Here is an 18,956-nt window from a genome sequence, read left to right on the forward strand (position 1 = left end):
GGCATCGCGGCACGGCCGCCCGGCCAACTCGCTGTTGGAAGAATTCGATCAGTGTCTGCCCGACGCGATTGAGCATGCACTGGCCAGGCGCCGGCGCTTGCGCGATCTAGGTGCTATTTCCGAGCAAAGCCGCATGCGCCGCCCTCAGGATCATCCGCCGTTCCGAGCTGTCATCAGGCAGCTCATCCCAGGCAAAGACGGACCGCGAGCCGTGGATATCCTGCCAGATGTGATCGGCGACACGGAAGAGCTCGTCCACTCTCGGCGATCTCCCGCACGCTATGCAGTCGATCACCTCGGGCGCAATCATTTCAGGCTGGCCTCTCATCGCTTCTGTGCCTTCTCTCTTGCGCCAAAGCTAGGAAGCCTGTGCTCAAGGAAAAGCCCCAATCGCGATGAATCCGCCATCCGGTGAGCCTCGGCGGCAGTTGCGCCGAATGCGCTCGGCGCGCCCGGTCCGGGAAAACGCCGGAATCGCCGCAGCTCTGCTTCGGGCGAACGGTCGCGCTGCGTGGTTTAATTTTGCAGTGTGGCGAGGAGCGCGACCTTGCGATCGAATTCCTTGCCATCGGCGGCGCTGCGAGACAGCAGTGCCGAGCGCCAGAGATGCGCGCGAGCCTCGTCTTGCCGTCCATCCCCGCGTTCGTAATTGGCAAGGCGTTCGCAGGCCCTGGCTTTCATTTCCTCGTCGTCAAAGCCGGGGCGGTCGCAAAGCAGGGCATAGGATGCGGTGGCACCGGCCATGTCCCCCAATCGCTCGCGAAGCGTCCCGCCCCAATAGGCGGCAACGGGTCTGCGATCCTTGTCGAGATCGAAGGCGGCGAGCAGGCGGCGTGCGGGCGCCTCGAGCCGGGGCGACATGACCTCGGACAAAAGCCCGAGCATATAGACGTCAGCCCGGTCGAAGCGCCGCGGAGCGACGCGCGCGAGAAGCTCTGTAAGCGCCACGGCGCGCGCGGTGCTTGCTCCCGTCATGCGCGCGCGAAAGGCTTGAAGCATCGCCTCATCCAACAATGCCTCGATTATCATTGGCGTGGGCCGTGACCCGATCTGCCGCTCGATCGCCGATACGGGGCGATCGAAATCCACGGTTTTGCCGCCCGTCACCCAGGCATCGAGGAAGGCGAGCGCAAAGGGCTGGCGCAGCACGTCGGCATAATCGAGATGGGCGAGCGCGGACGGCGTGTCGGCATTGGACAGGAAAATGAAGGTGAGCTTCCTGTCGGGCACGCGGAGGAATATAGCGGATTCGGCCTGGCCATAGCCATAGACCCAGTGGAGCCGCCCGGCCGGACTGGCCTGAGTGAACCAGCCATAGCCATAGTCGTGTCCGTTGCGCGGAGTGGTGAGACGATCATAGCCGTCCTGGTTGATCAGGACATTGTGGTCGAGTGCCGCGGCATATTTTGCGAGATCGTCGATCGTCGAGATCAGCCCCGAGGCGGGATAGGCCGCGTCCCAATCATAGGGTCGCTCCACATATTTCCAGCCGGAGGACGAGGGCTGCGCTTCGTACCGTTTGACCGCGCGCGGCGCGAGAGGGTTGTCCTTCTGATATCCCGCCATCGTGTCGGTCATGCCGAGTGGCTGCAGGATTCGCTGGCGACTCTGCACCACATAGCTTTGCGGCGAAGGCATGCCGCTCACCTTGTCGAAAAGCCCGGCGAGGCGATTGAAGCGCGCACCGTTGTAGACGAAGGTTTCGCCCGGCCGCCCGCCTGCGCTCATGCTCAGCACGTCGCCAATGCTGATGTTCGCATCTCCCATGCCTTCCGGCGGCTGCCATGCCGGAATGAGCGGATAGGCGAGTACCGGATCGTCGAGCCGGATCTTCCGCTCGGCCTCGAGCTGGGCGAGGATGATCCCGGTCATCGATTTGGTCACCGAAGCGATGCCGAAGAGCGAATCGGGCCTGATCGGAGCGCCGGTGGCGCGGTCGGCGACGCCCTCCTGGTGCCGATAGACGATCTTGCCGTCTCGGAGGACGGCGACGCTGAAGCCCGGCAGGTCGAGCTGCGCGGCCAGGCGATGAAGCCGCTTCGTGAACGCAACATCGGCGGTTTGCGCCTGAACGGGCGTGGCAAGCAATGTCATCGCCACTGCTGCCGCCAGTCTGAATCCGCGCATGCTTCTCCTCCCAATGATCATCTTGTCCCCCAGATCATTCCCGCGCATCGCGAACGGATTGCGCGCCCAGCAGACTGCGCTCGACTGCCTGGAGCCTGCGCCGGCTGACGGGGGCAAGCTCCCCGCCAACCAGCCTCACCGCGGCACCTGTCTCCTCGCGGACGATCGCCGACGCATGTGCCGCGTTGACGATGTGAGACCGGTGGGTGCGGACGAAATTCGGCGGGAGGCGGCGCTCAAGCAAGGCAAGGCTGCCATCGTGGAGCAAGTGCCTGCCGTCGAGCGTCACCAACTCGGCGTAATCGTCCGCTCCCTGGATCCGCAGCAGATCGTCGCAATCGATTATCTCGGCGCCCCCAGCGGTGCGTACGATGAGCGCCGGGCGCCGAGGACCGGCTCTCGTCGCCGCGAGCCGGTCGAGCGCCCGCGCCAGCCGCGCCGGAACGACCGGCTTGGACACGAAGTCCAGCACCGCATGGTCGAACGCGTAGAGCGAGCGATCGGCATGCGCGGACACCACCACGCACGGCGTCCGGCCGGCCGCGCGCAGTACCGCGAAGCCGTCGCTGCCGCCGAGGTTGAGGTCGAGCAGGATGCCGTCGAAGGCGGCGGCGTTGAGCTGCCCGACGGCATCGGCGACATCTTCGGCGCAGGTCAGCGAGGCCCGGTCGCCGAAATGCTCGCCGACGAGCCGGACGAGCCGACGCATCGCGGACGCCTCGTCTTCGACGAGGAGCAGCCTCATGACGGGGCGCCCGTGGTGATGGTGGTTTGCCAGATGCTGCCGGCCAGGGCGCGGGCATCGACCGTCGCCGCGGCGCCGAACGTCGCCGAAATCCGCGCGCCGACATAAGCCAGACCCGTGCCCGTGCGCAGCGATCCCTCTCCGCTGCGCAGGCTGGCGGGTGTCGTCAGTTCGAGCGAAAGGAGCCGCGTCCCGCTGCGCAGGATCTTGAGGGAGAAGCGAGCACCGTCGGGGTACCGCCCGTGGACCAGAGCATTCTCGACCAGAGTGAGAAGGACGCCGGGAGGAATCTGAAGGTTTGCGGCGTCGCCGTCTACATCGAGCGCGAGCCGCGCGTCGGTGCGAAACGCCATCAACCGAAGATGCGCCCGGCAAAGCTCGATCTCCTCGCCGAGAGCGATCAGCGGCTGGCCGGCGATCCTCGCAAGGGTGCGGAACTCGTCGCCCAGCAGCTCTATCATGCGGACGCCGGTCGCCGGATCGCTTTCGACCCACTCGATCAGGCTATTAAGCGTGTTGAGCAGAAAATGGGGCGCGATGCTCTGGCGCAGAAGCGCCATTTCCAGCCCGGCTGCGCGCGCGGCCGCGACCGCAGCGTCGCGCTGGGCACTTCGGAGGACCAGGATCTGGTCCGCGAAAAGGACCGCGGCGAGCGCCGCGAGCGCGAGATATTGCGCCCCGTCGAGAAATCCCGGCTGGAGCGCGAGCAACGTCACGAAGAGCGCCATCGCGGCGATCAGCATCCGCGCCCGCCACATGCTTGGACCGCTTCGAAGCGCGGCCGTGCCGGCCGCCAGCATTGCCCCACACGCGCCGAGCGCGAGGACCAGCATCGACCGGTAATCCTCGCGAATCGGCAATATCCATACCCCGAGCATGGCGAGCGCACCGCTCGTCAGCCAGACGGCGAGGCCGGCGCGCCGGTAATGCCAGGCCGTATAGGTGAGCATCGACATGCCGACCGCGCTCGCGCAGACCATGACGGCGAGCAGACGCGGCCCCTGCCACGGATAGGGCAAAGCCAGCACTCCGCGGGATAGTTCGGCGGTCAATTGCAGCAATGTCGCGCCCGACAGCGCGGCGAGAATGAGCGAACCCTTGTCCCTGCGATCCGTCAGCCATGCGCCTCCGAAGAAGATCGCGGCGATGGCGAAGATGCCTGCGGTCGGCAAGGCAGGCAGATAATAGCGCAGGATCGGAGCCTGGGACCCGGCATAATTCTCCACGTCGATCTGCACGACGGGCTGGCTCACCCGCCAAGGCTGGTGCACGGAGGAGAGATGCGCGACCAGCACATTGTCGCGGCGCTGCAAGCTAAGCGGAAGCGGCCACACTGCATCGAACCGGCCGGCAATCTCCGTCGCGGCGTCGGCGCCCGGCCTGCCATTTGCGCCCAGACGCGTGCCGTTCCACCAGACCTCACTGGCGGCCATCGCAGCGATCCTGAGACCGATGGGCGCATCGGTTTCCGGCAGCGATATGGCGGCCTTGATCCATACCGGGCCGTTCTGGCTGTCGATGTCGCTCACTTTCGTCCTGCGGCACGCCGGCTCGGTGAATGTCGGCACGGTGCCGGGGGGGCCGGCGCACAGGATCACCTCGTCCACTTCGAACAGATTGCTGGCCCGTGCGGGCGGCACGAGGAGGAAGACGAGAAGGATCGCCGCCAGCCGGATCATGACCTCGCCTTATAAAGCGAATTGCGCGCTGGTCTTGCCGTTCGCCGACACGGCTGCGCCGTTCGCCGATCGAACGCCGATGCGGCAGGCGACATCGCTAGAGTGGGCATGCCGCTGGGGGATGCGGAGTGGGAAGTCGACCTTCGAACTTATTTCTCCCCGGCACTGGATCATCGACAAGAAAGGCGACTTTATGCGCGGCTTCGCTCGGTCTTTCGCCATCTGCCTCCTTCTGACGGCGACTTCGTCGGCTGCCCGGCCTTTGCCGACCATAGCTAAGCAGGTCTCCCTCGACCTCGTTCTCGCACCGGGTCGGGAAACCGCCTCGGACGGCACCCCCGTCCCTTATGAAATCGGCACGATCCTCGTTCCGGAGAACCGGTCGAAGCCGGATAGCCGCAGGATCGGCGTCGGTGTGCTGCGCGTGAAGGCGCGGGAGCCGACCAACGCGCCGCCCATCTTCCTGCTCGTTGGCGGCCCCGGCGTCACCCTGCTCGACACGATCGGCGACAAAAGTGCCGCTGCACGCCGCCGCCTTCGCTACTGGCTCGATTATAGCGCCGGCGCCGATCTCGTCATCGTCGAGCAGCGCGGCTTCACGATCGGTGGCGACATGCTCAAGATCCGCTATCCGGCGATGCCGCTCGACCGTCCGACCACGGTGGCGGACAATGTCGCGGTGGTGAAGGCGCTTGCGAAGACGAGCGGCGCGGGAAATCCCGGACACGACCTCGCCGGCTACACCCTCGCCGAATGCGCCGACGACGTCGACGCGGTGCGCCGGGCGCTTGGATATTCGCGCATCAGCCTGTTGGGCGCGAGCTTCGGGTCGCAGTGGAGCTTCGCCGTCATGAAGCGGCATCCGGGCACGGTCGCGCGCGCGCTGATCTCCGCGGTCGAACCCCTGGACAACGGCTACGACATGCCTTCGCAGGTCCTCGCCGCCATGGAGCGGATCGCTCTCGAGGCCGAGCAGGATCCGGCGTTGCAGCCTCACATACCGGCCGGCGGGTTGATGGCCGCGGTGCGCGCGATACGCGACCGGCTGGCGGCGGGGCCCGTCGTGGTGACGCTTCCAGACGACGCCGGCGCCAAGCCCGTCTCCGTCACCATGGGGCTGGGCGACTTTCAGCAATCGCTTGTCGAGCATGCCGCCACCGCTTCGGCATGGCCGGCCTTCGTCATCGATCTCTACCACGCGCGCTACGAGCGCTGGGCGCGCGAGATCGTGGCGAGCCGCAAGGCGCTCGAGACCGATCTGATCGGCCCACTGATCGATACGGCGACCGGCGTCAGTGCCGCGCGCGAACGCCAGCTGCGCGCCGATCCGGCGCTCGACATCATCGGGCCGTGGAATTTCGCGACGTACCTCGCATCCGCCGACGCCTGGCCGACCGGCGACCTGGGGGACGATTTCCGGCGGCCGGCGAAGGACGAGACCCCGGTCCTGTTCGTCCAGGGAGACTGGGACACCAATACGCCCATCGAGAATCTGCTCGGGGTCCTGCCCTATTATCCCAACGCGCACGCGATCGTCGTGCATCGCGGCCAACATGCGGGCGCGCCGCAATTGCTCCGGGACCGGCCCGATCTGTGGCGCGCGGCCATGGAGTTCCTGAACACGGGCACGATGGCGGGCCTGCCCGCGCGAGCCGAACTGGCGCCCGTACGGTTCGATCTGCCCGAACCTACTCGCGGTCAGGCCGGAGGATGACCGGAGAGGCTGGCTACACTGCCCCTTTGTGTGTATTATTCATATAATACACAAGGAGAATGCGATGTCGTGGCCCGCAGCATTTTTGCTCGTCCTCGCAGGTGACGGTGCCAGGCCGGAGGTGGCTGCGGCGCAAACCGCGGCCCCGGTCGCCGCCGCGGACGAGAAAGCGGTTCGAACTGCCGACGACGCGTTCTGGCGCGCGTTCAATGCGTGCGATGCGGCATCGATGGCACGCTGGTTCAGCGAGGATGTGGAATTCTATCACGACCTCACCGGATTGACGCGGGGCCGCGCCGCGACAGTCGCATCGCTCCTCAAGGGGCCCTGCGGCACCCCCGGTCTGCACCTGCGGCGCGCGCTCGTGGACGGAAGCATGCGCTTTCAGGCGATCCCGGGATATGGCGCGATGCTGACCGGGGAGCATCTGTTCCATGCCCGCCAGGGCGACACGCCCGAACGGCCCGCGACGCTCGCCCGATTCCTGGTAATATGGCAGCATCAGGCAGGCGGCTGGGCGATGACCCGGATCGTCAGCTACGATCACCGGCCTCCGCCTTATGTCGCAACCTCGGTCGCCATTCCGCTCTCGCCTGAGAAGCTGAAACGCTATGTCGGGCGCTATCGAACCCAGGCTTCCGGCGACGTCGACATCAGTTTGGAAGAGGGTGAGCTCGTGCTGCGCTCGGGCAGCCTGAGAGTAACGCTCGCGGCCAGCACCCCCGACCGCTTCTTCGCACGCGAGCGGGACCTGCGGATCGTCTTTCAGGGCGATCGCGGCATTTCAGAAATCCGGATCGAAGAAAATGGCGCGGTCGTCGCCCGTGGCGTGCGCGTCGAGCCTCACCGATGAGATGACGGGCGTCCGCTCCACGCCCGGTTCCGCAGAACGCGGTGCATCAGCGGCTCCATAGGGCACGGCGTAGCTTTGATTGCCGTCTAAGCTGACGACGATTGCTGATCGGGCGCGGGCGCCCAGATGTCGTCCTTCGCCATCGCCAGGCTCGCGCGGCAGTCGCATGCGACGCGTTCCAGCCGGCGGAGGTCCAGCACTTCGATGGCGCCTCGCGTGGCGCGTATCAGCCCTTCGCGCTGCAGCTTGGCGATGCAGCTCGAAACCGAACTGCGCGTCGCGCCCAGCATCTGTGCCAGCGATTCCTGCGTGAGCGGCAGCACCTTCTCCAGGCAGCTATGGTCGAGCGCGTCGAGTATCGAGCGCGCCAAACGGCTCTCGATCGAATGCAGCGCGTTGCAGGCCATCAGTTGGCGCGCCTCGGTTACCAGCATTTCCAAATGCAGCTCAACCGCACGTCGAAGCGCCGGCGATGCCTCGAACATCTCGCGGTAACGCCCGACACCCAGGCGCAGCGCACTACCTGGAATCTGGACCTCGCCACGCGAACGAAAGCGGCCGCTACCGAAGGCCTCCAGCACGCCGACGCCGCCGTTGCATCCCATCATCGCGGTCTGGACGCTGTCACCGCCGATCGTCTGGGTCAACGTGGCCGCCAGCCCGGTCAGCGGGAAATAGACCCACTCGATGAACTGCCCATCGCTGTGCAGCACGTCGCCGCGACGCAGCTCGCATCGCTGAAAATAGGGAGAAAATCGTGCGCGCACGCCGGGCTCAAGCGCCGCGAGCAGCGCATTCGCCTCGAATGAACCGTCCATGGCAATGCCTCCTGACTGCGAGAGGTCGCAGACGGGGCACGCGCTCCAGTGAGGGGCCAGAGATCATCAGCAACCAATCATCGCTCCAGAATTTCAAGTCGACGCAATGTCGGCATCCATAACGATAATGCAACCATCAAGGTTCCACCACGCGGACGTAGCGTCTGCTACCGACAAATCGTTCATGAAGGAGAAAGGTTTTGCAAAACTATCGAAAATCAACGGAGATGTCCGAGATTTTGCGGGCACCACTTGGACAATTTGTTACATGTTATTTTCTACAATAGATATTTTCCATGTTTATAGTATGCCATTACCCGCGCGGCGACATTCCTCAGCGGTCCAGCCTCTGCGGGTGGGATTTGGGAAAACGAGCGCCGCCAGGGCGGCTACCGGTCGAGCGCGTCTGATCGCTCCAGAATTCGCGCCAGCGCGGCCTTCACATTCTCGGGACGATAGGGCTTGTTCAAGGCACCCCCGGCACCCGGCACCAGATCCGCATCGTCGTACCCGCTTGCCACGACGAACGGCACGCAGCGTTCGCGAAGGATCGCCGCTACGGAATGGCTGGTCCGATTGCCGATATTGACGTCAAGGATCGCGGCGTCGAGCGTCATGTCACGCGCAAGCGCCTCCGCGCTGCCGACGTCCAGTACCGGCCCGACCACCACGCAGTCGAGGTCGACGAGAATGTCCTCGAGCAGCATCGCGATGAGCGGTTCGTCTTCGAGCACCAAGACACGCTTGCCGCAGAAATCGCTCACGAGACCGGCTCCACTTTCGCCTTGATCAGGCGGCCGACCAGCGCGCCCAGGGCATCCATCGAGTAGGGCTTGCGCAGCAGCTCGATGTCGCTAGCGTCGTCGTCGACGAGCGCGTCGGCATATCCTGTGGTCAGCACCACGGGCAGGTCGGGGTGGCTCCGGCCGAGCATGCGCGCGAGTTCCAGGCCGCTCATCCCGCCAGGCATGACCACATCGGTCAACACCAGGTCGAACGGTTCGCGCGCCTGATCTAGGGCCTCGAGCGCGGCGCGCGCATCCAGCACGCGCACCGTTTCATAACCGAGGTCGGCGAGCAGTTCCGATGCATGCTCGCCGACATTCTCATTGTCCTCGACGACAAGGATACGCCCGCTCCCATCGCCGTCGATTCGCTCGTTCTCGCGCTGCTGCTCGGACGGAAGCTGGGCGTCGGCAACGCGCGGCAGATAGAGCGTGAACGTCGCTCCCTGCCCCGGCGCACTGTGCACACGCACGTCGCCCCCCGATTGTTTGGCGAAGCCATAGACCTGGCTCAGCCCGAGCCCAGTGCCCTTGCCTATTTCCTTCGTCGTGTAGAAGGGCTCAAAGATCCGGGCGATCTGTTCCTCCGCAAGCCCCACCCCGGTGTCGGCGATGCCGACAGTGACGAACGCGCCGGCGAGCGGCGGATGGCCCGGCGCTTCCGGGATCTCCGAGCTCTCGCCCACCGTCAGGGTGATCGTTCCTTCGCCGCTCATGGCATCCCGCGCGTTTACCGCCATGTTCACCAGCGCCGTCTCGAACTGGATGAGGTCCGCCTTGATCGGTGCCGGCGAGACGCGAAGGTCGGTCCGGAGCATGATCCGCGAGCCGACCACCGTGGCCAGCATCTCCGCGACCCGGCCGACCTTGTCCGCCGCGTCGAACACGGTTTCGCGCAGCGGCTGCCTGCGGGCGAAGGCGAGCAGCTGCGCGGTGAGCTTGGCCGCGCGCTCGGCCGTTTCGGCGATCGCGCTGGTGTAGCGCGCGCGCCGGTCTTCGCTCAGCCCCGGGCGCCGGAGCGCATCGACGCCGGACAGGATCACGGTCAGCAGGTTGTTGAAGTCGTGCGCGACGCCGCCGGTCAACTGGCCGATGGCCTCCATCTTCTGCGATTGCCGGAGCGCCTCTTCGACCTTCTGGCGCTCCGCGGCTTCCCGCTCGAGCCGCGTGAGCGCCTGCTGCAGCTCGCCGGTCCGCTCGGCGACGCGCGCTTCGAGCGCGGCTTCCGTTTCACGCTGCGCCGTGATGTCGGCATGGGTGCCGCACCAGCGGAAAATGGCTCCCGTCTCGTCGCGGATGGGGACGATCCGGCAGAGAAAATGGCGCAACACCCCGTCGTGCCGGAGCATCGGGAACACCATCTCGAAGCGTTCGCCGCTCTTCAGAGCCTGGCGCCAGCGCCGACGGACCTCGGGCCCCGCTTCGGGGTCGTGCGCCGCCTCCCAGCCGGCGTCTTCCTCCGGACCCTTGCCGGTAAATTCGTGCCAGCGCTGGTTGTACCAGAAGATCGTGCCGTCGCCGTAGGCCAGCCAGCACAGCGAAGATATATTGTTGGCAAGCGTCAGAAACTCGTCACGTTGTCGCTGGAGCTCGGCTTCGGCGCGCCGGCGTTCCTCGAGCTCGCGCTGCTCGGCGATGAACAGCCGGACATTGTCGATCGCGGCGGCCGCCTGGCCCGCGACCCCTACCATCACCGCTTCGGCGGCTTCGCCGAAAACATCGGGCTTCGAATGGCCGAAGAACAAGCCGCCGAGGACTTCGCCGCTGCGCGACACAACCGGAACCGCAAGATAGCTGCAGACCGGCAGATGGCCCTCCGGCATGCCGGCATTGGGAGCGTTTCGCCCGTAGCGCGGATCGCGCGTGATGTCCGCCGAACGCACGATCCGCTCGCCGGTGAAGGTGGGTGCGAACACCGGCGTGTTGCGCGGCATGGGAAAGTTATCGAACTTGCTGCGCGGCGCTCCGGACAAGGTGTACAGCGTGTAGGATTCACCCTTCTCGTCGATGACATTGTAGAAAAACGATCCGAATTCCGCCCCCGTCAGCGCGACCCCGGCGTCGGTCACCGCCTGCACGACGCGTTCGAGGTCGAGCTCGGCGCTGAGCGTCGCGCCGAGCTTGTTGAGGATGCCGAGCGTCCGTGTTTCCTCGGCAAGCGCCCGGCGGATGCGCGCTTCCTCCGCCAGCTGCTCGCCCGCTTCGAACTGCCGCAACCGGGCGCGGCGCGCCGAGCCGACGGCGGATATCAGGCTGGTCTGGTTGAGCGGCCGCTCGAGCACCGTGACGTTGCCGAGGAGCGTGATCACGCGCTCGTCGATCGCGCCGCCGCGGTGCGACAAGAGCACGAACGGAAAGTCCGACCAGCTCGGTTGCGCCTTCACCCAGCGGTCGATCGCGGGCCAGTCGCCGACGGCAAGGCCTTCCTGGGCAATCACGGCGCCCGCGGCCGTGTCGAGGTGACGCAGCAGATCATCGATCCCCCCGCAAGCGCGGCTCGGGATGCCCTCGTTCGCGATCAGGCGCTCGATGATCGGGCCGTCCCGCCCAACGGGGGCCCAGACCAGGACGGCCGACTCGCGGCCCATGTCAGCGCTTCTCTTCGAGAAGGTCCGCTTCCGCGCCCGTGAAGGTCGGCACGCCCGTCAGCACGCCCTGGAATTCGGTGAGCGCGTGTCCCACCGACACGCCGCGCGAGCTGATCCGATATTCTCGGATCGTCTCTTCGTGCTGCCCGGTGCGCTTCTTCAGCACCGAGAGCGCCCGCCTGAGCTTGCCCCCGGCCTCGAAGAAGCGAAGCATGATCACCGCGTCGCTCAGATAGGTCAGGTCGACCGGGCTCGCCATTTGGCCGACCATGCCGTGCTGCGCGAGCACCAGGATCGTCACAATACCCTGCTGGTTCAGATACGAGAGCATCTCGTGCATCTGCAGCATCATGAAATGCTCTTCGGGCATCGCGTTCAGGTAGCCGCTGAGGCTGTCGAGAACGACGACTTGCGCCTCATGGTGCTCGACCGCCTCTCGGACGCAGGCGGTGAGCTCGCCCGGCGTCAGTTCCGCGGGATCGATCTGGCGCAGGTGCAGCAGCCCCTGCTGGATGAACGGCTCGAGGTCGAAGCCCATGCCGCGCGCGCGCCGCAGGAACACGCTGCGGATCTCGTCGAAGACGAGCACGAGCGCCGTCTCGCCGCGCTGGAGCGAGGCGTAGACGAACTGCAGCGCGAGTGAGGACTTGCCCGAGCCCGAAGGGCCGATAATCAGCGTGCTGGTTCCGCGGTCGAGCCCCCCGCCGACCAGCGCATCGAGTTCGGCGACGCCGCTGTTGGCGGAGCCCGCAACATAGTCGACGTGATGGTCGGCGGCGACCAGCCGCGGATAGACGTGCAGCCCGCCGCGCTCGATCGTGAAGTCATGATAGCCGCCACGGAACTTGACCCCGCGCATCTTGATGCAGCGCAGGCGGCGGCGTTCGGCCCCATATAGCGCCGCAAGCTGCTCGAGGCGAAGCACGCCGTGGCTGATGCTGTGCAGGTTGAGGTCGTCCTGCTCGGACGTGAGGTCATCGAGCATCAGCACGGTGCAGCCGCACTTCAGGAAGAAGTGCTTGAGCGCCAGCACTTGCCGGCGATAGCGCAGCGAGCCCTGCGACAGCAGCCGTATCTCGGACAGGGAGTCGAACACCAGCCGCTTGGGCTTGATCCGTTCGACCTCCGCCATGACCATCTGCACCGTTTCGCCGAGCTCGAGCTCGGAGGAATAGAGCACCGTCTGCTGCGCCTTGGGGTCGAGCGAGAGCTCGGGCGGCATGAGCTCGAAAATCTCGATCCCGTCGAAGCTCCAGCCGTGGCTGGCGGCCACCGCATAGAGCTCGGCCCGGGTCTCCGACAGCGTGACGTAGAGGCCAAGCTCGCCCTTATCGGCACCGTCCATCAGGAACTGGAGCGCCATGCTGGTCTTGCCCGATCCGGGCTGGCCTTCGACCAAGTGGATCCGATTCTCGGCATAACCGCCACTCAGAATCGGATCGAGGCCCGGCACCCCCGTCGGTATCAGGGGTGTCGGCCGATACGCCAGCTCCATAACGCGTCCCTTCGCTTGCAAGGGCAGCGCTATAGACAGCTATATTCCCGAGTTGTGTTCGATACCCAACAGAAGGGTGCAATTGAATCGATTATGCACGGTGGGATGCAGCCACTTCCCCCCGGCATCCGGCGCAATTCGCGCGTCGCGAACCGACTAGACCGTATCGTTGGATGCCGTGCCGCCGTCGGCCACCTGGATCGGCGCCTGCGCCTGCTCGGCTGCCAGGTCCGCCGCGGCGAGCAGCCGCCGCGCCGTTTCGGTGGCCGCGTTCGGCTGCAATGCAATGGCGACCCGGGGACCCGTCATGACAACTTCGCCATTGAGTACGTCGACTGTGAGCGGCTGCGTTTCCGCATTCAAGGTCATGAGCGCAGTATCCGCCTATGGTCCGTGTCGTTATCGCTTAAAAGCGCTCACCCGCCGAGGGTTCCGCGACCCTGACATTCCCACCCGATGCGATTCGGGGCTCCATACCTCTTCATTCGGGCGCCGGACACCCTCCGGAGCTTCGGGGGCACCATGACTTTCAATCCCAAGAACGCGATCCTCGCGGAAATCGAGCCTGCCATCGCGCTGAAGTTCACGGCCCAGATCGAACGGGTCGAGCTCAACCGCGGCGACGTGCTCCAGGAAACCGGCGCCGAGATCCTGTGGGTCTGGTTCCCCGACGATGCGCTGATCTGCATGGCGTCCGAAAGCGTCGAAGGCGAAAGCATCAGCGGCGGCATGGTCGGGCGCAACGGCACCTTCGGCGCCTTCGAAGCCTGCGGCAGCAGGATCAGCTATTCGCGTGCGCTCGTGCAGATCGGCGGGATCGCGTGGCGGATCCGTGCCGCACATTATCGCGATCTTTTCGACCATTCGGCCAACCTCAGGGTCGCGATCCACAAGCAAGTCGAGGCGCTGCTGGTCGAGGCGCGCCAGCTGGTCGCCTGCACTGCGATCCATCGGGTAGAAAGCCGCATGTGCCGCGTGCTGCTCGATGCGTCCGCGCGAAGCCACAAGGGCAGCCACCTGACCCTCACGCAGGAAGAGCTTGCCAACATCCTCGGCGTCCAGCGCTCGACCATCGCGGTCACGTCCTCCGCGCTGCAGCGCGGCGGTCTCATTCGCAGCCGGCGCGGAGGCATCGACATCATCGACTTCGGTCGCCTCGAGGCCGCGGCTTGCTCGTGCCGCCGGACGATCGCCTATGCCCAGCAGGAAATCTATCGGGCGCCTGACGACGTGTGCGAGGGTTAGCCCTCAAACTTCGGTTGAGCGCTCGACGGCCCAGGTTCGGACATTTCGATGGCCTCTCAGTCCGGATTGATCTGCCGGTTCGCGCGCAGCCGCGCGGTGGCGAGCTGGACGAAGGCGCGGACCTTGGCCGTTACGCGTCGCCCCTCGGGGTGGACGATGTGGATCGGCCAAGGCTCTTCCTCATAGTCGGTGAGGACAGGGACCAGTTTCCCCTGCTCGACCAGAGCGGCGACCTGATAGGACAGCACGCGCGTCAGCCCCCAACCCTGGACGGCGGCCTCGATCGCGGCGTCGTTGGTGCTGCACAGCAGCCGCGGGGCCACGCGTACGGTGACGGGCCTGCCACCGCCGAAATGCCAGTCGGGTGAGTTCCAGGCCTCGGTCGCGCCGACGATCTGATGCGCGAGCAGGTCGCCCGGAACCTGCGGCACCCCCCGACGGCGCAAATAGCCGGGCGCGCCGCACACGATGCGCCGCATCGTCCCGACGCGTACCGCGCTGAGGCTCGACGACGGCAGATGGCCGAGGCGCACCGCGACGTCGACGCCCTCTTCCACCATGTTGGTCACACGATCGACGAGGAGCGCGCGCACCGAAACCTTGGGGTGGAGATCGAGATATTCCATCAGGATCGGGAGCACATAGATCCGCCCGAACTGCGTCGAGGCGGAGATGGTGAGCGTGCCGCCTGGCGTCGCGAACGCGCCCGAAGCCAGCGCATCGGCTTCCTCGAGCTCGGCGAGGATGCGGCGGCAGTCCTCGACATAGCTCGCCCCCGTCTCGGTGAGCGTGACCGAGCGCGTGGTGCGGACGAAGAAGCGGGTGCCGAGCCGTTCCTCAAGCCCGGCTACGGCGCGCGTGACAGCAGGCGGGCTGCTATGGAGCTCGCGCGCCGCTCGGGCGAAGCTGCCCGTCTCTGCCACCTTCACCAGGATGCGCATCGCCTGCAACCGATCCATGCCGACGGTTTATTCCAGATTCCGGAATTATCAATTGCCCATTACGGCCATTCTTCTCGGTGTTGGAATAGGCGATCTCCCAAGCCGATTTTTCGGGAGCCCAGGATGAAACTCTACCACCACCCTCTGTCGGGCCATGCCCATCGCACACGGCTGTTCTGCGCCTTGCTGGGCATCGAGCCCGAACTGGTCGCCCTCGATCTGAAAAGCGGCGCCCACAAGGCCGAGGACTTTCTGAAGCTCAATCGCTTCGGACAAGTGCCGCTCCTCGACGACGACGGCGTGCTGGTGCCCGATTCCAACGCGATCCTGATCTATCTTGCCAAGAAGCTCGGCCGCACCGACTGGCTGCCCGAGGATCCGGCAGGCGCGGCGGCGGTGCAGCGCTGGCTGTCGGTCGCCGCGGGGCAGATCGCCTTCGGCCCGGCGGCGGCGCGGCTGGTCACGATCTTCGGCGCGAAGTTCAACGCGGAGGAAGTCATCGCCCGCGCCCACGCGATCCTCACGCTGATCGACGCCGAGCTGGAGACGCGCGACTGGATCGCGAGCGACCGTCCGACGATCGCCGACGTCGCGCTCTACAGCTATGTCGTCAAGGCGCCCGAGGGCAATGTCGACCTGTCACCCTATGCACATGTCGCGGCATGGCTGAAGCGCGTCGAGGCGCTGCCCGGCTTCCTGCCGTTCGACGTCGCGGCGCTGGCCGCCTGACCGCGAGTCCAGCCTGTGCCGACCGGCGCCCCCCTTCCCTCGGCCTCGCCGTTCCATGCTGCCGAGATCGCGCTCCAGCAGCGCATCGGCGCGGCCGAGAAGATGGACGCGATCGGGCGCAAGGTGATCCGCAGCTTCATGCCCGACCAGCACCGCGACTTCTTCGCCCAGCTGCCTTTCGTGCTGGTCGGCACGGTGGACCACGCCGGCGACAGCTGGGCGACGATTCTCACCGGCGCGCCCGGCTTCCTGCACTCGCCCGATCCGGCGGTGCTCGAGGTCGCGGCCGGCTGCGCGCCGGGCGATCCCGCGGCAGCTGGGATGGTCGAGGGGGCCGATATCGGAATGCTGGGCATCGAGCTGCACACAAGGCGGCGCAACCGCGTCAACGGGCGCATGCGACGGCACGGCGCCGACCGTTTCAGCCTCACCGTCGAGCACAGTTTCGGCAATTGCCCCAAATATATCCAGCTCCGCCAGTTCCGCTGGGAGGCCGGAGCGCCCGGAGCCCCGGTGGCATTGGCCGCCCTCGATGCGCGGGCGCGCGCGATCATCGAGGAAGCCGACACCTTCTTCGTCGCGAGCCATGTCGAGCTGGAAGGCGGACGCCGCCAGGTCGATGTCTCGCATCGCGGCGGCAAGCCGGGGTTCGTGCGCCTGGGCCCGCAGGGGCGGCTCACCATCCCTGATTTTTCGGGCAACCGCCATTTCAACACGCTGGGCAACATCCTGGCCAATGGGCATGCCGGGCTGTTGTTCATCGACTTCGAGCGTGGCGACCTGCTCCAGATGACAGGCGATGCAGAGCTGATCCTCGACAGCCCCGAGATTCAGGCCTTCGCGGGATGCGAGCGGCTGTGGCGCTTCGCGCCGCGCCGCATCGTGCTTCGCCCCGGCGCCAGCCCGCTCCGCTGGCGCGCGCACGACGAAATGCTCTCGCCCCATCTGCTCGCGACCGGCGCCTGGGCTCCTCGCTCATCGAATTCCTGACTGTGGCGGGGGCGCAGCGTCCGATGCTTGCCCGTGGATCTCGGGTTGACGGGTTCCGCACCGAACGATCAAGCAGTGGAAAGTGACAACAAATCTTTCACTTGAAGAAGCGCGACGAATCGCTCTTGCAGCCCAAGGATTCGGCATTCCTCGACCCGCGCGAACAACCCCCAACCGTTTAAGAGCGACGCTAGATCGGCTCGGGCTCTTTCAAATCGACAGCGTGAACGTGCTCACCAGGGCACATTATCTGCCCGCCTTCTCGCGGCTTGGGCGTTACGACCCCAACTTGATAGAGCGTGACGCTTGGGGCCCGATGCGCCAGCGGCGCATGTTTGAATATTGGGCGCATGAAGCCTCCCTGCTTCCGCTCGAACTGCACCCCGTGCTGCGCTGGCGGATGGCCCGCGCAGAACGCGGCGAGATCGGTTACCAAGGCCTGAGGCGCTTCGCGGCCGAGCGAAGAGCTGAGGCGCAGGCGGTGCTCGACCGTATAACCGCGGAGGGGCCTATGACGGCCGCGGACTTCGAAAACGGATCGAGCAAGAGCGGGTGGTGGGAATGGAGTCACACCAAGCACGCACTGGAATGGCTATTCTGGGCGGGCAAGATTACCACCGCAACGCGCCGCGGGAACTTCGCCCGGGTCTATGACCTGCCTGACCGTGTTTTGCCCAAGGCTATCCTTGATCTGCCCACCCCGGATACGGCGAGCGCGCAACGCACATTGATCGAGCGCAGCGCGCGTGCGCTCGGGGTCGCAACCGCTGCGGACCTGCGCGATTATTATCGCCTGAAACCCGAAGAGGCCGATCACGCCATAGCGGCCGAAGCAGAAGCGGGCACGCTCGTCCCGGTTCGCGTCGAGGGCTGGAGTCAGAAAGCGTGGATGCATCGCGAAGCCCACGCACCCCGCAGCGTGCGCGCTGCGTCGTTGCTGGCGCCATTCGACCCCTTGATCTGGGAGCGCGGCCGCACCGAACGTTTGTTCGGATTTCGCTATCGCATCGAAATCTATGTGCCGCAGGACAAGCGCACTCATGGCTACTACGTCCTGCCCTTTCTCATGGACGAAGCGCTCGTCGCCCGAGCGGATCTCAAGGCCGATCGCCAGGCCAGCATGCTCCTCGCGCATCGCGTGACACTCGAACCCGGCGCGCCCGCCGAAACGGTTGCGCGGCTGGGTGACGAACTTGATCAGCTCGCTGCGTGGCTTGGGCTCAATGGCGTTCGAATCGGCGAGATCGTTCGGGTTTCCTGAGCTTCAAAATGGGCGGCCGCTTTCGGGGCGGCGCGTCGGCGTCGATCGCGTCGGGATTCCGCAACTCCATCTCGTTGCGCAGCGTCGCAGGCCATCGCTCGAAAGCAGCGGGCGGTCATTTCGTCGCCGCTATAGCCCATCGGCCGCGTTGGCATCGAATTGCGCGCCGAGCTTCCGGCGCTATTTCGCGACCGTCGGGTCGATGCCGTCCGCGACCATCTGGCCCGAAGTCGCGTTTGACGCGAGCATCGGCAAGGCTGACCTCGGGCCATACGCCGATCGCAAGCGTCTTCCGCTTGTCGAGGAAGCGATAGCGAAAAGCGCCACCATTTGGCGCCGTTCGGCATCACCAGGAGGAAGAGGGAGCGCTCGTTACTGAGCTTGCAGGCCTTCGCTCGAGGCTGCGCATTTCTGATCGCAAGAGCTGTAGGAGCCATGGGTATCTCCGTTCGAAAAACGGCGAATCCACTGCTGATTGTGCCACCAAAACTGGTGGTATGTCGGCGGACCCGCCCAAATCTCGTCGGAAAGATATTTGGAAAAAGGCTTTTTCCCCAGCCACTTACGCGACGCCGATGGACGCTGATGGATGGGGAAAGTGGTGCCAGAAGAGCTTGATCGCTGGGCAGCTAAGCGATTGATTTCGCAGTCAAATCATAGACTTGCAAACTCGCCAAGGACATCGATAGCACGATCTGGATTCGTGGAAAAGGCTGGACGTGAATGGACGGGCGGTTCGAGTCCTTCTGGGCGTCGGGCCGGTTGGGCTCATGTCCGAAATAGAACTACAAATTTCGGACAGATAAGCGGGTGGGCCACCCCTATGTCAGTGATTCTCCAGCACGAGGGCCGACCTTGAATTCCGTGCGTCATCTACACCCATGATATATTGCAGGCATATATTTCAATGCGTCATGCGCGAGCAGCAGAGCCCCTCTGGACGTAAAGCGGCGCCCATAGATCGCCGGTAGGTTCGCGAGACTGGG

General features: G+C 65.5%; 16 protein-coding genes and 1 pseudogene. 6 read left to right on the top strand and 11 right to left on the bottom strand.

Annotated features, from left to right (window positions below):
- Window positions 1-106: 106 nt before the first annotated feature.
- The 4 genes from J7500_RS02755 to J7500_RS02770 form a co-directional block, all read right to left on the bottom strand.
- Window positions 107-259: a hypothetical protein gene (locus J7500_RS02755; RefSeq protein WP_294059849.1), complete on the bottom strand. Its 153-nt coding sequence runs from the start codon at window positions 257-259 to the stop codon at window positions 107-109.
- Between the two features lie 257 nt (window positions 260-516).
- A complete protein-coding gene (locus tag J7500_RS02760; protein WP_294059851.1) occupies window positions 517-2,127 on the bottom strand; it encodes a serine hydrolase in 1,611 nt (536 codons plus the stop codon).
- 34 nt (window positions 2,128-2,161) lie between these two features.
- Window positions 2,162-2,872, bottom strand: coding sequence for a LytTR family DNA-binding domain-containing protein (locus J7500_RS02765; protein WP_294059853.1), 711 nt, complete (start codon window positions 2,870-2,872; stop codon window positions 2,162-2,164).
- Window positions 2,869-4,551, bottom strand: coding sequence for a sensor histidine kinase (locus tag J7500_RS02770; protein WP_294059854.1), 1,683 nt, complete (start codon window positions 4,549-4,551; stop codon window positions 2,869-2,871). The genes J7500_RS02765 and J7500_RS02770 overlap by 4 nt, the downstream gene beginning before the upstream one ends.
- Between J7500_RS02770 and J7500_RS02775 the strand changes: the two genes are divergently transcribed.
- Complete coding sequence (locus J7500_RS02775; RefSeq protein ID WP_294059856.1) at window positions 4,550-6,265, top strand: alpha/beta hydrolase; 1,716 nt, start codon at window positions 4,550-4,552, stop codon at window positions 6,263-6,265. The genes J7500_RS02770 and J7500_RS02775 overlap by 2 nt on opposite strands.
- A 64-nt stretch (window positions 6,266-6,329) precedes the next feature.
- Entirely contained in the window at window positions 6,330-7,118 is a 789-nt protein-coding gene (locus J7500_RS02780; RefSeq protein WP_294059858.1) for a DUF4440 domain-containing protein, read from the top strand.
- Window positions 7,119-7,204: 86 nt separating this feature from the next.
- Here J7500_RS02780 and J7500_RS02785 read toward each other — a convergent pair whose 3' ends face one another.
- The 5 genes from J7500_RS02785 to J7500_RS02805 form a co-directional block, all read right to left on the bottom strand.
- A complete protein-coding gene (locus tag J7500_RS02785; RefSeq protein ID WP_294059859.1) occupies window positions 7,205-7,936 on the bottom strand; it encodes a Crp/Fnr family transcriptional regulator in 732 nt (243 codons plus the stop codon).
- A gap of 389 nt (window positions 7,937-8,325) precedes the next feature.
- Window positions 8,326-8,700, bottom strand: a complete 375-nt coding sequence (locus J7500_RS02790; protein ID WP_294059861.1) for a response regulator — start codon at window positions 8,698-8,700, stop codon at window positions 8,326-8,328.
- Window positions 8,697-11,309, bottom strand: a complete 2,613-nt coding sequence (locus J7500_RS02795; RefSeq protein WP_294059863.1) for an ATP-binding protein — start codon at window positions 11,307-11,309, stop codon at window positions 8,697-8,699. Before J7500_RS02795 ends, J7500_RS02790 begins: the two co-directional genes overlap by 4 nt.
- Before the next feature lies 1 nt (window position 11,310).
- Window positions 11,311-12,804 carry an ATPase domain-containing protein gene (locus J7500_RS02800; protein ID WP_294059866.1) on the bottom strand — a complete coding sequence of 498 codons (1,494 nt, stop codon included), beginning with the start codon at window positions 12,802-12,804 and terminating at the stop codon, window positions 11,311-11,313.
- Between the two features lie 156 nt (window positions 12,805-12,960).
- On the bottom strand, window positions 12,961-13,173 hold the full coding sequence (locus J7500_RS02805; protein WP_294059868.1) for a hypothetical protein: 213 nt from the start codon (window positions 13,171-13,173) through the stop codon (window positions 12,961-12,963).
- Window positions 13,174-13,326: 153 nt separating this feature from the next.
- Here J7500_RS02805 and J7500_RS02810 point away from each other — a divergent pair, with 153 nt between their 5' ends.
- Window positions 13,327-14,049: a Crp/Fnr family transcriptional regulator gene (locus J7500_RS02810; protein ID WP_294059870.1), complete on the top strand. Its 723-nt coding sequence runs from the start codon at window positions 13,327-13,329 to the stop codon at window positions 14,047-14,049.
- A 56-nt stretch (window positions 14,050-14,105) separates the two neighbouring features.
- On the opposite strand, the gene J7500_RS02815 is transcribed toward J7500_RS02810, so the two are convergent.
- Window positions 14,106-15,008 carry a LysR family transcriptional regulator gene (locus tag J7500_RS02815; RefSeq protein ID WP_294059872.1) on the bottom strand — a complete coding sequence of 301 codons (903 nt, stop codon included), beginning with the start codon at window positions 15,006-15,008 and terminating at the stop codon, window positions 14,106-14,108.
- A 105-nt stretch (window positions 15,009-15,113) separates the two neighbouring features.
- Between J7500_RS02815 and J7500_RS02820 the strand changes: the two genes are divergently transcribed.
- The 3 genes from J7500_RS02820 to J7500_RS02830 all read left to right on the top strand — a co-directional run bounded on the left by J7500_RS02820 (window position 15,114) and on the right by J7500_RS02830 (window position 17,970).
- Window positions 15,114-15,719, top strand: coding sequence for a glutathione S-transferase family protein (locus J7500_RS02820; RefSeq protein WP_294059874.1), 606 nt, complete (start codon window positions 15,114-15,116; stop codon window positions 15,717-15,719).
- A 15-nt stretch (window positions 15,720-15,734) separates the two neighbouring features.
- Entirely contained in the window at window positions 15,735-16,709 is a 975-nt protein-coding gene (locus tag J7500_RS02825; RefSeq protein WP_294059875.1) for a pyridoxamine 5'-phosphate oxidase family protein, read from the top strand.
- 82 nt (window positions 16,710-16,791) lie between these two features.
- Window positions 16,792-17,970, top strand: a complete 1,179-nt coding sequence (locus tag J7500_RS02830) for a crosslink repair DNA glycosylase YcaQ family protein (RefSeq protein WP_294059877.1) — start codon at window positions 16,792-16,794, stop codon at window positions 17,968-17,970.
- Window positions 17,971-18,085: 115 nt separating this feature from the next.
- On the opposite strand, the pseudogene J7500_RS18510 reads toward J7500_RS02830, so the two are convergent.
- A pseudogene (locus tag J7500_RS18510) lies at window positions 18,086-18,277 on the bottom strand (hypothetical protein); the annotation flags it as partial.
- Window positions 18,278-18,956 lie beyond the last annotated feature (679 nt).

It is taken from the genome of Sphingomonas sp. (assembly GCF_017744835.1).
In the GTDB taxonomy this organism is placed as follows: domain Bacteria; phylum Pseudomonadota; class Alphaproteobacteria; order Sphingomonadales; family Sphingomonadaceae; genus Sphingomonas.

Excerpts from the sequence above, each read along its gene's own strand:
- J7500_RS02765 (WP_294059853.1), bottom strand. The coding sequence starts at position 2,872 with ATGAGGCTGCTCCTCGTCGAAGACGAGGCGTCCGCGATGCGTCGGCTC.
- J7500_RS02780 (WP_294059858.1), top strand. The coding sequence starts at position 6,330 with ATGTCGTGGCCCGCAGCATTTTTGCTCGTCCTCGCAGGTGACGGTGCC.
- J7500_RS02820 (WP_294059874.1), top strand. The coding sequence starts at position 15,114 with ATGAAACTCTACCACCACCCTCTGTCGGGCCATGCCCATCGCACACGG.
- J7500_RS02800 (WP_294059866.1), bottom strand. The coding sequence starts at position 12,804 with ATGGAGCTGGCGTATCGGCCGACACCCCTGATACCGACGGGGGTGCCG.
- J7500_RS02775 (WP_294059856.1), top strand. The coding sequence starts at position 4,550 with ATGACCTCGCCTTATAAAGCGAATTGCGCGCTGGTCTTGCCGTTCGCC.
- J7500_RS02810 (WP_294059870.1), top strand. The coding sequence starts at position 13,327 with ATGACTTTCAATCCCAAGAACGCGATCCTCGCGGAAATCGAGCCTGCC.
- J7500_RS02805 (WP_294059868.1), bottom strand. The coding sequence starts at position 13,173 with ATGACCTTGAATGCGGAAACGCAGCCGCTCACAGTCGACGTACTCAAT.
- J7500_RS02785 (WP_294059859.1), bottom strand. The coding sequence starts at position 7,936 with ATGGACGGTTCATTCGAGGCGAATGCGCTGCTCGCGGCGCTTGAGCCC.
- J7500_RS02795 (WP_294059863.1), bottom strand. The coding sequence starts at position 11,309 with ATGGGCCGCGAGTCGGCCGTCCTGGTCTGGGCCCCCGTTGGGCGGGAC.
- J7500_RS02760 (WP_294059851.1), bottom strand. The coding sequence starts at position 2,127 with ATGCGCGGATTCAGACTGGCGGCAGCAGTGGCGATGACATTGCTTGCC.
- J7500_RS02770 (WP_294059854.1), bottom strand. The coding sequence starts at position 4,551 with ATGATCCGGCTGGCGGCGATCCTTCTCGTCTTCCTCCTCGTGCCGCCC.
- J7500_RS02815 (WP_294059872.1), bottom strand. The coding sequence starts at position 15,008 with ATGGATCGGTTGCAGGCGATGCGCATCCTGGTGAAGGTGGCAGAGACG.